Source organism: [Clostridium] symbiosum (assembly GCA_036419695.1).
Lineage (GTDB): Bacteria > Bacillota > Clostridia > Lachnospirales > Lachnospiraceae > Otoolea > Otoolea symbiosa_A.
In genome coordinates this window covers 773122-788969 of the sequence record CP143946.1, presented here as the reverse complement: position 1 = coordinate 788969, position 15848 = coordinate 773122, and the positions used below count along the sequence as shown (strand labels likewise).

General features: G+C 50.6%; 15 protein-coding genes. 6 read left to right on the top strand and 9 right to left on the bottom strand.

Going from position 1 to position 15848, the window contains the following annotated elements:
• Positions 1-80: 80 nt before the first annotated feature.
• The 4 genes from V3C10_03650 (at position 81) to V3C10_03635 (ending at position 3942) form a co-directional block, all read left to right on the top strand.
• Entirely contained in the window at positions 81-503 is a 423-nt protein-coding gene (locus V3C10_03650; GenBank protein ID WVP62932.1) for a MarR family transcriptional regulator, read from the top strand.
• An 84-nt stretch (positions 504-587) separates the two neighbouring features.
• Positions 588-1304, top strand: coding sequence for a hypothetical protein (locus V3C10_03645; GenBank protein ID WVP62931.1), 717 nt, complete (start codon positions 588-590; stop codon positions 1302-1304).
• Between the two features lie 16 nt (positions 1305-1320).
• Positions 1321-2337 carry an electron transfer flavoprotein subunit alpha/FixB family protein gene (locus V3C10_03640; GenBank protein WVP62930.1) on the top strand — a complete coding sequence of 339 codons (1017 nt, stop codon included), beginning with the start codon at positions 1321-1323 and terminating at the stop codon, positions 2335-2337.
• Positions 2338-2598: 261 nt separating this feature from the next.
• Positions 2599-3942, top strand: a complete 1344-nt coding sequence (locus V3C10_03635; GenBank protein WVP62929.1) for a butyryl-CoA:acetate CoA-transferase — start codon at positions 2599-2601, stop codon at positions 3940-3942.
• A gap of 136 nt (positions 3943-4078) precedes the next feature.
• Here the strand turns inward: V3C10_03635 and V3C10_03630 are convergent, their stop codons facing one another.
• The 3 genes from V3C10_03630 to V3C10_03620 form a co-directional block, all read right to left on the bottom strand.
• On the bottom strand, positions 4079-4330 hold the full coding sequence (locus V3C10_03630) for a Smr/MutS family protein (protein WVP62928.1): 252 nt from the start codon (positions 4328-4330) through the stop codon (positions 4079-4081).
• Positions 4327-4767 (bottom strand): hypothetical protein, encoded by a 441-nt coding sequence (locus V3C10_03625; protein WVP62927.1) that lies wholly within the window; start codon positions 4765-4767, stop codon positions 4327-4329. The genes V3C10_03630 and V3C10_03625 overlap by 4 nt, the downstream gene beginning before the upstream one ends.
• Positions 4768-4874: 107 nt before the next feature.
• Positions 4875-6158 (bottom strand): 2-hydroxycarboxylate transporter family protein, encoded by a 1284-nt coding sequence (locus V3C10_03620; GenBank protein WVP62926.1) that lies wholly within the window; start codon positions 6156-6158, stop codon positions 4875-4877.
• 386 nt (positions 6159-6544) lie between these two features.
• Between V3C10_03620 and V3C10_03615 the strand changes: the two genes are divergently transcribed.
• Together V3C10_03615 and V3C10_03610 are read left to right on the top strand one after the other, a co-directional pair.
• Positions 6545-6973, top strand: a complete 429-nt coding sequence (locus V3C10_03615; protein WVP62925.1) for a MarR family transcriptional regulator — start codon at positions 6545-6547, stop codon at positions 6971-6973.
• Positions 6966-8324 carry an MATE family efflux transporter gene (locus V3C10_03610; protein ID WVP62924.1) on the top strand — a complete coding sequence of 453 codons (1359 nt, stop codon included), beginning with the start codon at positions 6966-6968 and terminating at the stop codon, positions 8322-8324. The genes V3C10_03615 and V3C10_03610 overlap by 8 nt, the downstream gene beginning before the upstream one ends.
• A gap of 120 nt (positions 8325-8444) precedes the next feature.
• Here V3C10_03610 and V3C10_03605 read toward each other — a convergent pair whose 3' ends face one another.
• The 6 genes from V3C10_03605 to rfbA all read right to left on the bottom strand — a co-directional run bounded on the left by V3C10_03605 (position 8445) and on the right by rfbA (position 15731).
• The gene (locus tag V3C10_03605; protein WVP62923.1) at positions 8445-10529 is read right to left on the bottom strand and encodes a sodium-translocating pyrophosphatase; all 2085 of its coding nucleotides are present in this window, start codon (positions 10527-10529) and stop codon (positions 8445-8447) included.
• A gap of 270 nt (positions 10530-10799) precedes the next feature.
• The gene (gene greA / locus V3C10_03600; GenBank protein ID WVP62922.1) at positions 10800-11303 is read right to left on the bottom strand and encodes a transcription elongation factor GreA; all 504 of its coding nucleotides are present in this window, start codon (positions 11301-11303) and stop codon (positions 10800-10802) included.
• A gap of 96 nt (positions 11304-11399) precedes the next feature.
• Positions 11400-12752, bottom strand: a complete 1353-nt coding sequence (gene glmM, locus V3C10_03595; GenBank protein WVP62921.1) for a phosphoglucosamine mutase — start codon at positions 12750-12752, stop codon at positions 11400-11402.
• A 34-nt stretch (positions 12753-12786) separates the two neighbouring features.
• The gene (rfbD, locus tag V3C10_03590) at positions 12787-13644 is read right to left on the bottom strand and encodes a dTDP-4-dehydrorhamnose reductase (GenBank protein ID WVP62920.1); all 858 of its coding nucleotides are present in this window, start codon (positions 13642-13644) and stop codon (positions 12787-12789) included.
• A gap of 19 nt (positions 13645-13663) precedes the next feature.
• Complete coding sequence (gene rfbB, locus V3C10_03585; GenBank protein WVP62919.1) at positions 13664-14686, bottom strand: dTDP-glucose 4,6-dehydratase; 1023 nt, start codon at positions 14684-14686, stop codon at positions 13664-13666.
• A 151-nt stretch (positions 14687-14837) separates the two neighbouring features.
• Positions 14838-15731, bottom strand: a complete 894-nt coding sequence (gene rfbA / locus V3C10_03580; protein ID WVP62918.1) for a glucose-1-phosphate thymidylyltransferase RfbA — start codon at positions 15729-15731, stop codon at positions 14838-14840.
• Positions 15732-15848: the final 117 nt, after the last annotated feature.

Genomic DNA, 15848 nt, shown 5'->3' with positions numbered 1-15848 from the left:
GACTTTGCATGCAAATTTTCTTATAATAGAAACAGTTCGAACAGAAAATATTTGTACAGAAAGGCGATGAACAAACAATTATGGAACTCAAAGAATGTATTAATTTTCTGCTCACCACTGCGCAGCATACGGTTTTCCAGTATCTGAGCCAGCGGCTGGCGCCTTATGACATCACCCCTTCCCAGTACGGCATATTAAACTGCCTGTGGATCGGCGGCGGCACCTGCCTTCCGCGTCAGATCGCAGAAATGCTCTGCCTGGAGACCTCCACTGTGTCAGGAATCCTGGACAGAATGCAGAAGAAGGATTTAATTGACCGTGTCATCAACCCGGATAACCGGCGTGAGATTCTCGTCATGATCACTCCCAAGGGCGAGGCCCTGAAGGAGCCGGTCCTCAAGATTATCGATGAGGTGAACGAGGAAGTCTTAAAGGATTTCAGTCCGAAGGAAACAGATTTTATTAGAAAATCGCTGCGGCAGATTGCGGAAAAAGCATTGTAGTCTTCATGACACAATGCTTTTTCTTAAATTAACAGCGAAAAATCCGCGATATGCGCTTTCCGTTGTTTCCCCGGAGGATTTTTTATGAATACGATTGCCATCATTCGCCAAACTGCCCCTGACACAGAGGCAAAACAGGATTACGCCGCAGTGGAGGCCGCCCTGCGTTTAAAAAAACAGGCCGGCGGCACGGTCACCGCCGTCTGCCTGGGAACGGAGCCAGGACTTTCCCTTCTCAGGGAGGCCGTCGCAATGGGATGTGACGGCGCTCTTCTGCTCCTTCTCCCTCCCGGCCTTCCTTCCACTCCCGAACCGTTACTGTATGCCCGGCTGCTCTGCGATAATCTCCGCTCCATGGAATTCGACGCCATTTTCACGAGCTGCTATAACGTGGATGGCGACACAATCCAAACCGGTTTCCTGCTGGCTTCATTTTTGGATCTCCCCCAGGCCGGGTATGCGGACGAAGCCGCCTATTCCGAAAAGGATGGTTTTACCGTAAAACGCCTGTTTGAAGACAGGTACCAGATGGTGAACCTTCCTTCCCCCTGTCTGATAAGCGCCCTTTTGCAGCCCGGAAAGCGTATCTATATGACGGCCGACGGCATTACCAGGGCCTACTCGATGGAGATTCCGGTGATCCCGGCAGACAAGGCGTTCCGCTCCGGCGATTCCTCCTGTCTCACACTTCTCCATTCAGATAAGAAAAAAGAGAGGCATCATGGAACCATCCTCACCGTTCCCACGGAGGAGGCCGTAACCGCCATTATGGACATCATGCACAAAAACAATATAATCTAGTAGAAAGGGATACGAAATGAACCATGATATTGTCATAATCGCGGAGCAGAGAGACGGAATTTTACAGAAAATCAGTCTGGAGCTGATCTGCGGAGCCAGAGAACTGGCAAAACAGACTGGCGGCAGGGTGATCGCCGTTATTGCCGGTTTTCGGCTTAAAGAAAGCGCAGAGAAACTGGCGGAGGAAGGCAGTGACGAGGTGTGGGTGATTGACGCTCCCTTTCTTGAAGAGTACAGGGCGAAACCCTATGCGGGGGCTGTGAGCCTGGCCATTAAAAAGGCAGAACCGGAAATTGTCCTCTTCGGCTCCACTATGATCGGGATAGAAATCGCCTCCGGCGCCGCAGCCAGGCTGAATACCGGCCTTGTCACCGACTGCACCGCCCTCTCCCTCTCACCGGAAAACGGCCTGCTGCTCATGACGCGCCCCAATACGGACGGCATTTCCATTGATACCTTTGTCTGCAGGGAAAAACGGCCGCAGATGGCCACGGTCAGGCCGGGCGTGCTTGCAAAAATGAGGATGGAGGCTGATGCACTTCCGGCAGATTTACCCTCTCCTGCTGTGAACCCGGCCGTTATCCGTTCCTTTCCCGTGGATTCCAGCAATATGGAAGACGGCGTCTCCGTCATTTCCACGGTCAAAGGCAGGGAACAGGAATCCGACATCACCCGGGCCAGGGTACTTGTCGCAGGAGGGCGCGGCATCGGCGGTCCTGAAGGATTTAAAACGCTCCGGACACTGGCTTCCCTCCTGGACGGCCAGATCGCCTGTTCCAGGGCATGTGTGGAGTCCGGCTGGATCGACGCCTCCCCTCAGGTGGGACAGACAGGAAAAACCGTGCGCCCCGAACTCTATCTGGCCTGCGGAATCTCGGGAGCATTCCAGCACGTGACGGGGATGGAGGCTTCCCGGCTGATTATTTCCATCAATAAGAATCCGGCCGCGCCGATTTTCGATATCTCTGATCTGGGAGTCGTCGGCAGCGTGGAAGTCCTGCTGCCAAAGCTCATCGATGCCCTGACGGAGTAGTTACTGTTCACTCCGTGCCCAGTAACACGCTGCGCGATGCACAGAAACGGCAAAAAACGCCGTTTCGCGCCGCAACCCTCGGGTTTTCTGTGACTTTCGCTGCGCTCCACTCACAAAAAACGCCTCGCGGAATACTACCTGTAAACAGTAACACGGAGTATCAGCGGGCATAAGCGCCAGGCCCATGAGCATTGACAAAAAATCCACAGAATGCTACACTTATTTCATCATTTTAAAAAGTTTAAGGATAAGGTGAACAGTATGGATTATAAGAAAATGTATGCAGAAAAACTGGTTTCCGCCGACGCGGCCGCTGCAGTGGTCAAGTCCGGTGACTGGGTTGACTATGGCTGGACGACCGGAACTCCGGTTGCCGTAGACGCCGCCCTGGCAAAACGTATGCCTGAGCTGACCAACGTCAATTTCAGAGGCGGAATCCTGATGTGGGTACCGGAGATTTTCAAAATCGAAAATCCGGCCGAGCATCTCACATGGAATTCCTGGCACATGAGCGGAATCGAGAGAAAGGCAATTGCTCAGGGATTTTCCTATTATGCTCCAATCCGCTATTCCGAGCTTCCAAGATACTACAGAGAATCCTCTACCAAACCGGACGTTGCCATCTTCCAGGTTGCCCCAATGGACGCACACGGATACTTTAACTTCGGACCGAACGCCTCCCATATGGCAGCCTGCTGCGAAACCTCCAAAGTCGTCATCGTGGAAGTGAATGAAAATATGCCGGTCTGCCTCGGTGGATTTGAAAACGGCGTGCATATCTCCCAGGTTGACATGGTTGTAGAGGGAAATAATCCTCCTATCGCCGAGATGGGCGCAGGCGGAGCCGCCACGGAAGTGGATGAGGCCGTTGCAAAACTGATCGTGGAGGAGATTCCGGACGGAGCCTGCCTCCAGCTTGGTATCGGCGGAATGCCGAATGCCGTAGGTTCCCTCATCGCCAAATCAGACTTAAAAGATCTGGGCGTTCACACCGAGATGTATGTTGACGCATTTGTGGATATTGCCGCCGCCGGTAAGATCACGGGCGCCCACAAGGGCATCGACAAGGGCCGCCAGGTTTACGCATTCGGCGCCGGTACGAAAAAACTTTACGACTACATTAATAACAATCCTGAATGTATGAGCGCACCGGTTGACTACACCAATGATATCCGCTCCATCTCCGCGCTGGATAACTTTATGTCCATCAACAATGCGGTAGACGTGGACCTCTTTGGACAGGTCAATGCGGAGTCGGCAGGCATTAAACATATCAGCGGCGCCGGCGGACAGCTTGACTTTGTACTGGGCGCTTACCTTTCCAAAGGCGGAAAGAGCTTTATCTGCTGTTCCTCCACCTTCAGCACAAGGGATGGCCAGTTAAAATCCAGAATTCTTCCGACCTTAAACCAGGGTTCCATCGTAACGGATACCCGTGCCAATATCCATTATCTCGTAACAGAGTACGGCAAGGTTAATTTAAAAGGTCTTTCCACCTGGCAGAAATGCGAGGCTATCATCTCCGTTGCACATCCACAGTTCAGAGATGAGCTGATTAAGGATGCCGAGAAGATGAATATCTGGAGACGCAGCAATAAGATTTGAAAAACGTAGAATTTGAGAAACATAAAGATTTGGACTCATAAAGAATGACAGAGCCGCCGTAGACCGGGAAGCATATTCCGTCTGCGGCGGCTCTGTCTGCCGTGTTTTAGAGCGGGAATGAAGTTTCATACACGTTCTAGTATTCACGCAGCACCAGTTCCGTTATTCCCTGGTTCATCCCGTGCTCCAGCCGCACCACCCGCGGTTCACGGCCGTAGGAATACTCCTCCCAGATCATATTCTTTATTCCGGTCCCTCCGTGGAACCCATGTATCAGGCGGATCCGGTAGACATTCCGGCCTGCCCGGTCAAGCTCGGCGTCGATCAGGCGTTTTGCCTCCTCAGCTCTCCGGCCGTGCAGATCCAGTTCTATGATTCCGCCGTTCATCTCTCTGCCCCTGTGGTCTCACGGATCAGGCGTTCAACCGCTTCGTCCGTGTAGGACAGGAGTTTCCCGAAATCCCAGGCTATCCGGTAACGGGCCTCCCCCGTATACCTGCCTTCCCTGATTAATTCTTCTTTCCGCTTTCTGAGGGACAGATAGCTGTCCAGATCTTCGTCATTCTTATAAAAGATATAGTGACTGGCTCCTCTGTTCATCTCCTCCGGAAAAAGATCCGTGACAAGAGAATCATTTTCTTCATACATCTTCGTACCATACTGAGCGCATATCTCACGGCACGCTTCTAAACACTCATCCCGCTCCTCCGGCGTCCGGCACGGGTGGCTCATGGCAATCTTCTTTACTCCCGCATTGACCATCTCGTTAAAACAGTCGATCACTCCCAACTGGTAGGAATATGCATCAATCTCTCTTTTGTTCATCCCTGCTCACCTCTCCTGGCAAATATTTTTCTGCCCTAAGTATAGCATGCACAAACTTGTTTTGTCACTACGCGGTTTTATACCTTGATACTCCTTAATAAATCTCATCACTTCAGCATCTGTACCAGCACCCCTCCAAGGGTCAGCATCAGCGCTCCGCATGATCGGGTCACAATCTGCGCAAAGGGGAGCAGTTCCATCCGCTTCGCGCTGCTCAAAACGGCTACGTTGCCCGAGCCGCCCATGTTGGTTGTGCACATACCGGCAGCAATGGCGGACTCCAGAGGATAAAATCCTATCTTTTTACCGACAAATGACGCGGTCAGCGTGATCGCCGCGACAACCAGCACCACCGTCAAAAGGTAGAACGGAGTGATCGTACTGAGAATGGTCTTCAAATCAATCAGCGTAGCCCCGATTCCCGTCAGGGCCGCCGCCGTCCAGCTGTGGATGGCAAACTGCCCCCACTCCCTCGCCGCATCCTCCAGCTGCTCCGACATAATTCCGGTTCCCTTCACCAAAACTACCGCGATAATCATCCAGGCATAGGTCGGAATAATGGGAATATAGCGGTGAAACAGCGCCCCCAGCTCATAAAACGCCAGGGAAATAATGAGGCCCGTGCATAGCAGGGCGAAAGTGGGTTTCATCGGCGGGCGGGGCGCCACCTCATGCCCGTCGTTGACAAGGCGCCCGTTTCCCGTCAGGTTCGGTTTCCGCTCTCCCAGGTTGTTGGCCAGGGCGCCGAACACGATGGCCACACAGTTTCCCAGCACGGTGGCCGGGGCGATACGGGTCAGTATCCCTCCCGCGTCCATCCCAAGCACGGACGAATACATCTCCGACAGGGGAACCGCCCCTGCCGTCATTCCTCCGCTTGTCATCGGAATACCGATAAAAAGGATTCCCTCCATAAAACTGTTTCCCATAAAAAGCCCGAGAAGACCGGACAGGCTCACTCCCACTGCCAGAGCTATCACTGCGGTCGGGAGCAGCTTTACGGTTGCCCTGATCAGAAGATCCCGGTCAATATTAAACAGGCTGCCGGTGATCAGCGCTGAAATATAAAACACCAGGAATCCCTCCTGGTTCACAAAGTTATCTATAATTGTATTCGTCTCCTCCGGGATCAGCCCCGCCGACTGAATCACGGCCGCGCCCAGAATGCAGATAACGGAACCTCCGAGATAAGTCCTGACTACAGGTACCGAATTGCCGATTGCATTCAGCCCTTCTCCCAGTACCATTAAAACTATCAGGCCTCCCACCAGGCCTTTTGGCAGGCAGCCTGCATACATGCAAACCGTGACCAGCGCGAATATCGCCAGATAAAGCGGAAGCGGAAAACCGGCTATTTTTACCCACGCTTTTTTACCAGTATCTCTTTCCATAACCATCACTCCTCCAATATCTTCTCTGCTCTAATCTTTTAATCATAGCATAGCAAATTCGGAATTTCTATGATTAATTGTAATTTTCATATTAATATTTCCATGATACCAGCTGCCGCTTTTTCTTTTCATAATATTGAAAAAAATATCAAAACCTCTTGATTTTTTCTCTCATAGCTCATATAATAGTTGAAGTTAGCAACGGTTATATTATGCAACATACTGATTATCATTATTTCGTATGTATACGATTCATTACTATTTTATTGCAGTTCGGCCCGGATCTATTTCATGTTACTGCACACGGAGTGAACAGTAAATGTTTCTCATTACTGCCGCCCAGTCCCTGGCTAAACTGTATCTTTTTGTTTTCCCGGGAGGTTTTTATGCAAATCAATATTGGTATTATACGCCGATGTGAACAGAGCTTTTTGAGGGACCGGCTGCGCACCTGCAACCTGAAGCCTGTAGACAGCGTTGTCCTGCTGGCCTTAAGCCGCCACGGACAGTGCAACCAGGACACCCTCTGCAGTATCGTCAATATCGACAAGGGCCGAATGGCAAGGGTGATGGAGCGTCTGGAAGAACGCAGCCTGATACGCCGTCTGGTTAACCCTGACAACAAACGTGAAAAGCTGATAGAAATGACGGAAGAAGGGGAAGAGATGCTGGAAGTCATTAATTCCTTTTCCAGAGAGTGGAATGAACGCTGTTTTGCAGGATTCACGGAAGATGAGAAGCAGGAGTACCAAAGCTATCTGGAACGGATTGCCAGAAATGCTCTTGCAGGAAAGGAGAATTTAGAAAATGATTAAAAATCTGACGGAAGGAAAACCGCTGAAACTGCTGTTTTTCTTTTCTCTTCCTATGCTGATGGGAAATCTATTTCAGCAGTTATACAACATGGTGGACTCCATCGTTGTCGGCAATTTTGTCGGAGCTGACGCTCTGGCCGCCGTCGGGGCGTCTTTCCCGGTTGTTTTTCTGGCTGTTGCCCTGGCCTCCGGGCTGTCTATGGGGTGTAACGTCGTTATCTCACAGCTCTTCGGAGCCGGTCGGGTGCGCGAGATGAAAACTACGATTTCCACCGCGCTGATCGGCCAGTTTGTCTTAAGCGCCGCCATTACCGTGATTGGAGAGATTATCTCACCCGGAATTTTAAGGCTATTAAAAACACCAGATAACATTATGGCGGACTCCCTGATTTACCTGCGCATTTATTTGGGAGGAGCCATTTTCCTCTTTATTTACAATACCTTAAACGGTATCTACAACGCTCTGGGAGACAGCAAGACGCCGCTGTATTTCCTGATGCTGTCGACCCTGACCAATATCGTACTGGATCTTTTATTTGTAATCAAGTTCCATATGGGCGTCGCCGGTGTGGCCTGGGCCACCCTGATTGCCCAGGGAATCTGTGCCGGTCTGTCGTTGGTCGTCATCATGGCGCGCCTTAAAAACCTGGAGGATGAACCGGGACACGAGAATGAGATGAAACGGCCGCTGTTCCATTTCTCCGCCGTGAAGCGGATTGCCAGGATCGGCGTTCCGTCCATGATTCAGCAATCCATCGTATCCATCAGCATGCTGATGATGCAGGGTCTGGTAAACTCCTACGGCTCCATCTTTATTGCCGGTTATACGGCCGCGACCAAGATCGACAGCCTTGCAATGATGCCCAACATGAACTTTTCAAACGCCATGTCCAGCTACACGGCCCAGAATATCGGCGCCGGGAAAATCGAGCGTGTCAAAGAAGGTTACAAGGCCAATATGTTCATGGTTGTCGTGTTCAGCGCCATTATCACACTGATTATCTTCCTGTTCGGCCCGAATCTCTTAAATATGTTCATGGATTCCAATGCCAACGTCGAGGCAATCAACTACGGTATGGATTATATGCACGTGGTATCTTCGTTCTACATATTAATGGGAATCATGTTTTCAAGCAATGGTCTTTTACGGGGTGCGGGCGATATGAAAACCTTTATGTTCAGCTCACTGGGCAACCTTTTCTCCCGTGTACTCCTGGCTTACTTCCTGGCCAACCGGATCGGCCCGGGGGCAATCTGGTGGTCTATCCCGATTGGATGGCTTGTCGGTTCCGTTATCTCCTTTACAAGATATAAGACAGGCGGATGGGCGAAAAAAGTTCTTGTGAAATAATATAAAAGAAAATGCCGTTCTGTCACTGGAATTCAGTGGCAGGGCGGCATTTTACTGTATCAATAGCCAGGCGGTTATACACAGGCTATAAAATCTTATTCTGTTTCTTTTCAATTCTGATTACAGAAGGTGGAATGAAACAACTACTCCCGCAAATACAATCGAAACCATCGTGGTCAGCTTAATCAGGATGTTGATGGCAGGACCTGAGGTATCTTTGAATGGGTCACCTACGGTATCGCCTACGACCGCTGCTTTGTGGCAGTCACTTCCCTTGCCGCCGTGGGCTCCGCTCTCGATGTATTTCTTTGCATTGTCCCAGGCTCCGCCCGAGTTAGCCATCATGATGGCAAGTACGAAACCTGTAACGGTATTTCCTGCAAGGAGTCCGGCCACGCCGTTTACTCCAAGGATAAGGCCGACTCCGACAGGTACGATAACCGCGATCAGCGCCGGTGCAATCATCAGGCTCTGCGCCGATTTTGTACACATATCTACGCAGGCCGCATAGTCGGGCTGCTCTTTTCCTTCCATCAGTCCGGGGATTGCCTTGAACTGGCGGCGCACTTCCACTACGATGGACTGCGCTGCCTTGCCTACGGCATCCATGGTAAGGGCCGCGAACAGGAACGGCAGCATACCGCCGATGAAAAGGCCAATCAGTACAGGCGGGTTGATGATATTCAGATCCATCTCGAAGTCGGGTGCAATCTGATGTACTTTGTCAATGTAAGAAGCAATCAGGGCCAGAGCCGTTAAGGCTGCGGAACCGATGGCAAAACCTTTACCGGTTGCCGCGGTCGTGTTGCCCAGGGAGTCAAGGGCATCCGTACGCTCCCTTACTTCGTGAGGCATATGTGTCATCTCGGCAATACCGCCCGCATTATCGGCGATTGGGCCGTAAGCGTCGGTTGCCAGTGTGATTCCCAGTGTGGACAGCATACCTACCGCGGAAACGCCTACTCCGTAAAGTCCCAGGTTGAAATCGGAAGCTCCGCCTGCACAGAAATAGCTGACCAGTACGGAAATGCCTACAATGACAACAGGAGCCACTGTGGAAAGCATTCCAAGAGAAAGTCCGCTGATAATGACGGTTGCGGAACCTGTCTCACTGGAAGCGGCCAGATCCTGTGTCGGTTTGTAAGTGTCGGATGTATAATACTCTGTCAGCGCGCCAATCAGGACACCGGCAACAAGTCCGGAAATGATAGCCGCGTATACGCCCATATTGTTCGGAAGCAGCACCTTCACTGCCACGAAAGAAGCGATAATGATTAAAACAGCACTGATATTCGTGCCTTTTCTCAGAGCCTGCAGAAGGTTCTTCTGGGATGCATCCTCTTTGGTGCTTACAAAGAAGGTGCCGATGATGGAGAAAATAACTCCCAGTGAAGCTAAGAGCATTGGAACCGCAACGCCCTTCACACCCAGTCCTGCCGCAACAGCCAGGGCGAACGTGGATAAAATGGAACCTACATAGGATTCGTAAAGATCGGCGCCCATACCGGCAACGTCGCCTACGTTGTCACCTACGTTATCTGCAATAACAGCCGGGTTACGCGGATCATCCTCCGGGATTCCCGCCTCCACCTTACCAACCAGATCGGCTCCTACGTCGGCCGCTTTTGTAAAGATACCGCCGCCTACACGGGCAAACAGCGCCATACTGGAGGCGCCCATACCGAATGTCAGCATGTTGGCGGTTACCTGGGCAATACGCTCCGCCTCAGGCAGTGAACCGAATACCAGGTTCAAAATCGTGTACCAGATGGTGATATCGAGAAGTCCAAGGCCTACAACGGTAAATCCCATAACAGAACCGGCGGAAAAGGCCACCTTCAGTCCTCTGTTCAGGCTGTGGGACGCTCCCTCTGCCGTACGGCAGTTCGCCATCGTGGCGGTGCGCATTCCGATAAATCCGGATAATCCCGAGAAAAATCCGCCTGTCAGGAACGCAAACGGCGTAAAGAAGCTGAGTAAACCGCTGAACGCCAAACCTAATAATATTACAAACATAACTGCAAAGAAAATACCGATACCCTTATACTGTCTCTTCAGATAAGCATTGGCACCTTCACGCACAGCAGTGGAAATCCGAATCATCTCGGAGCTTCCTTCCGGCTGTTTTTTCACTTTGGCAAACATCGATGCTGCGAACAAGAGCGCTGCCAGTGAACCAACCGCTACAAAATACATAGCATACATAATCTTTCCTCCCCTTGTCTTGGTATAAATTCATACCTTTTCATCCATTATATTGGCAGAATCCGGCAATTTCAATAACGCTTTACAGATACTTTACAAATTAATATTAAAATCCGTGTTACGCTTTATTTTTCCCGGAATTTTCTTTATATTTTCAAAATTCATAAATTAATATTGTCAAATCCTTGTCAATTTATTGTGAGTTCTTATAAATCGAAGCCGCCAGTCTTGTTTTCAGAGCCTTTTAAAAAGGGGAGAATGAAACCTGAACTAAAAACTTCTGATTCGGTCGGCGGCGTCCTCGCCGGTCTTCTCTATCTTCTTTATCGTGACGGTATACCCGGCCTTTTCACTGACCCGGACCTCCACGCTGTCCCCTTCCCGGTGGCCCTTAACGGCTTTTCCCAGAGGTGATTCGATACTGATCAGGCCCTTCAGGGAATTCCCTCTGATACTCGTCACAAGGCGGTAAACCTCCTCCTCGTCGTCATCCTCAAAATAAAGGGTGACCGTATCGTTTAAGCCCACCTTGTCGGGCCTCGACTTATCCGATACCACCCTTGCATTCTTAAGCATATTTTCCAGATAACGGATGCGGCTCTCATTCCGGTTCTTGTCCTTTTTGGCTGCATAATATTCAAAATTTTCACTGAGATCGCCCTGTGCCCTGGCCTCCTTTACGGCCTCGATCGCCTCTTTCCTGACCACCAGTTTTCTGTGATCTATCTCTTCCTGAATTTTTTTAACATCACTTTCCGTCAGTTGTTCCCGCATATCTATCACCTTTCCCCGAAAAAGCTATGCGGCTGTCTGCAGAAGCAGACAGCCGTATGATTGTATGATTGATTCTATTCCCGGTTTGAACCGGCTTTACAGGAGATGTCCCTTCTCCTTCATAACCGCAATTACCTGATCCACGTATTTTTCGCAGATTTCATCGGTCTGGGCTTCCACCATAACGCGGATCACCGGCTCGGTTCCGCTCTGGCGCAGCAGGATGCGTCCCGTATCCCCGAGAGCTTCCGCCACTTTCTCCACCTCTGCCTGGACATCGGCGTCATCCTGGGCCTCCGTTTTACTCTTAACCTTCACATTCTTAAGAACCTGAGGATAAATCTGAATCTCCGACGCCAGCTTGCCGAGCGTCTGTTTTTTCTCCAGAATTACTTCCATCACCTTGAGGGATGTAAGGATACCGTCGCCTGTCGTGGCATTCTTACTGAAAATAATGTGGCCGGACTGCTCACCGCCGAGGCAGTGGCCGTTCTGTGCCATATTCTCGTATACATACTTGTCGCCCACAGCCGTCTTCTCATAGCTGATTCCTTCTCTTTCAAAGGCTTTATATAGGCCGAAGTTAGACATAACCGTCGTCACAACCGTGTTGTTGACCAGGGTTCCCTGTTCCTTCATGTATTTGCCGCAGACGTACAGGATCTTGTCGCCGTCCACCACTTCGCCGTTCTCGTCCACGGCCAGGCAGCGGTCTGCGTCGCCGTCATAGGCAAAGCCCACATCCAGCTTATTGTCTTTCACAAACTTCTGGAGCTGCCCGATATGGGTAGAACCGCAGTTGGTATTAATATTGGTTCCGTCCGGATCATTGCTGATCACATGCGTCTCCGCACCGAGTGCATCGAATACATTCTTGGCAATGGAAAAGGCGCTTCCGTTGGCACAGTCCAGTCCGACCCTCATGTTCTTGAATGAACGTGTCGCAATGGAAATCAGATATCCGATATAACGGTTTCTACCCGCCGCAAAATCAATGGTGCGTCCGATGGAATCTCTCTTGGCAAGCGGAATTTCCCCGATTTTGCCGTCCAGATATTCTTCGATCCTGTCAATCACTTCTTCTTCCAGTTTCTCTCCGCGCTCGTTGATTACCTTGATTCCGTTGTCATAATATGGATTATGGCTGGCGGAAATCATAATGCCGCAGTTAAATTCTTCCGTACGGACCACATAAGAAACGCTGGGCGTGGTCGTCACGTGGAGCAGATAAACATCGGCTCCCGAGGCCGTAAGGCCTGCAACAAGAGAGTATTCAAACATGTAACTGCTTCTTCTCGTGTCTTTTCCGATCACAACGCGGCAACGGCTGTCGGCTGCCTTCTGTCCGTAATACCAGCCCAGAAAACGTCCTACTTTAAACGCATCTTCTACTGTCAGATTCACATTTGCTTCCCCGCGGAAGCCGTCGGTGCCAAAATATTTCCCCATCTGTGGATGTCCTCCTTGATTTGTCCCTTTATTGTCACAGAATTTCCTTCAGATACCGTTCCAGGGCATCCTGCCATGACGGCAGCCGTTCAAAGCCGTTCTGTTCCAGCTTATCCTTGCTGATACGGCTGTTCATCGGCCTCCTGGCCTGGTTCGGAAAACACCTGGTGTATTCTTTCGTATCCACAGGCGTCACCCTGACGTCCTCCATGCCCGCCTTTTTAAAGATCTCCACAGCAAATTCATACCAGCTGCAAAGCCCTTCGTTGGTGGCATGGTAACGGCCGTATTTGTCCGTCTCTATCATATCCACTAAAAGCCTTGCCAGATCATAGGTGTAGGTCGGAGAACCGATCTGATCATCCACGACCGAAACAGCTCCGTTCTCTTTGCCGAGCCGCAGCATGGTTTTAATAAAGTTCTTTCCGTTGACGCCGAATACCCAGGCGATACGGACGATAAAATACTTATCCAGAAGTTCCTCGATAGCCAGTTCTCCCTCATACTTGGACTGGCCGTATGCGTTCAGAGGCTCCCTTTCATCATCCGGCTCCCAGGGCCGTTCGCCCATCCCGTTAAACACGTAATCCGTGCTGATGTACATCATCTTTATGTCTAAATCGCGGCAGACCACGGCAATATTGCGCGTTCCCTCTGCGTTGACCTTCCTGCAGACTTCCATGTTCTGTTCCGCTGCATCTACTGCAGTATATGCAGCGCAGTGGATAACGGCATCTGGTCCCACTTCCGTAATTACGCGGCGGCAGGCTGCTGCGTCCGTGATATCCATCTCGTCCACGTCCACTCCGATTCCCTCAATCCCGCGTTTTGCCAGTTCGTTCATGACATCGTAACCCAACTGGCCTTTGACTCCCGTCACTAATACTTTCATCGCATTATCTCCCGGCTTCTTATAATCTGTCTCCATACATCTTATCGAAGTACTGGCTGTACTCACCGCTGATGATATGTTTCCACCAGTCCTCGTTTGCCAGATACCATTCGATAGTCTGCTTGATTCCCGTATCAAAGTTATACTTCGGTTTCCAGCCAAGCTCCGTCTCCATCTTGGTCGGGTCAATGGCATAGCGCAGGTCATGGCCCGGCCGGTCCTTGACGTAGCGGATTAAGCTCTCCGGCTTGTCAAGCGCCTTCAAAATCGTCTTCACCACTTCCAGGTTGGTCCTCTCATTATGGCCGCCGATGTTGTAAACCTCGCCCACACGTCCCTTGTGGATAATCAGGTCGATGGCCTCGCAGTGGTCGGAAACGTGGAGCCAGTCGCGCACGTTGGCGCCGTCTCCATATACCGGCAGTTCTTCATCGGCAAGGGCGCGGCTGATCATAAGCGGAATCAGTTTCTCCGGAAAATGATACGGGCCGTAGTTGTTGGAACATCTGGACACCGTCACAGGCAGTCCGTATGTCCTGTTATAGGCAAGCACAAAGAGATCCGCGCTGGCCTTGGAGGAAGAATATGGGCTTGATGTGTGAAGCGGCGTTTCCTCCGTAAAGAAGAGATCCGGGCGGTCGAGAGGCAGATCCCCGTAAACCTCATCCGTGGATACCTGATGGTAGCGCACTATTCCATATTCACGGCACGCATCCAAAAGTGTCGTCGTGCCGATGACATTGGTCCTGACAAAGGCCTCCGGATCGGTGATGGAACGGTCCACATGGCTTTCCGCCGCAAAGTTGACCACCATATCCGGTTTTTCTTTCTCAAATAACTCAAAGACAAACTTCCTGTCGGCGATGTCGCCCTTTACAAATTTATAATTCGGTTTATTCTCTACCGGTTTGAGCGTTTCCAGATTTCCCGCATAGGTAAGCAGATCCAGATTGATAATCTGATAATCGGGATATTTATTCACCATATGGTGTACAAAGTTGCCGCCGATGAATCCGGCGCCTCCTGTTACGATGATTTTCATAGTATATTCTCCTCAAATTTATTTTTAGGCCGCCATGCACGTTATTGGCATTCATGCTGCTGTTAAGCACGTTACCGTCATGCACATTACTGTCCTGCATGGTTTTGTCATGCATGTTTTCGTCCTGCATGTTTTCGTCCTGCCGTACGCTCTATCTGTCCTGAAGTTTGTCGACATATTTGCCGTCCAGAACATCTTTTAAGTATTTGCCGTACTGGTTTTTCTTATAAACCTCATATGCGGACATAACCTCATCCCGGCTGATCCAGCCGTTTAAGTACGCAATCTCCTCCAGGCAGGCAATCTTCCTGTGCTGGTGTGTCTCCACCGTCTTCACGAAGTTGGTGGCCTCCACAAGAGACTCATGGGTACCCGTATCCAGCCAGGTAAATCCCTGGCCCATCAGGATGACATCGAGATCGCCATTTTCCAGATAGATGCGGTTCAAATCGGTAATCTCCAGCTCGCCTCTGGCGGACGGCTTTAAGTTCTTCGCATACTCCACGACGCGGTTGTCGTAGAAATAGAGGCCTGTCACACAGTAATTGGACTTCGGTTTCTCGGGTTTCTCCTCGATCGATATGGCTTTGCCCGTCTCATCGAACTCCACAATACCAAATCGCTCCGGATCATCGACATAATATCCGAAAACAGTGGCCCCATTCTCCTTGGCGGATGCGGCGCGCAGGCGCTTTCTGAGTCCCTGGCCCTGGAAAATATTATCTCCCAGAATCATGGCGACGGAATCACCTCCGATAAATTCTTCTCCTATAATAAAGGCCTGGGCCAGCCCGTCGGGACTCGGCTGTACCGCATAACTTAAATTGATACCAAACTGATGGCCGTCGCCGAACAGTTCTTCAAACCTCGGTGTATCATCCGGTGTGGAAATAATCAGAATATCACGGATTCCAGCGTTCATCAGAACTGAAAGCGGGTAATAAATCATCGGTTTGTCATAGATAGGCAATAACTGTTTGGAAGTTACTTTTGTAAGCGGATACAGGCGTGTTCCTGAACCGCCTGCCAGAACGATACCTTTCATTGTCTTCTCCTCGTACTTTTTATTTTCTGCTTTTGTATCCATCCCGGAGCAGGGCGTCTTGCGGCGCGTCTCTCTGAAAATGGGCAGATCTCGGCACTATAGGTAATATAGCACAAA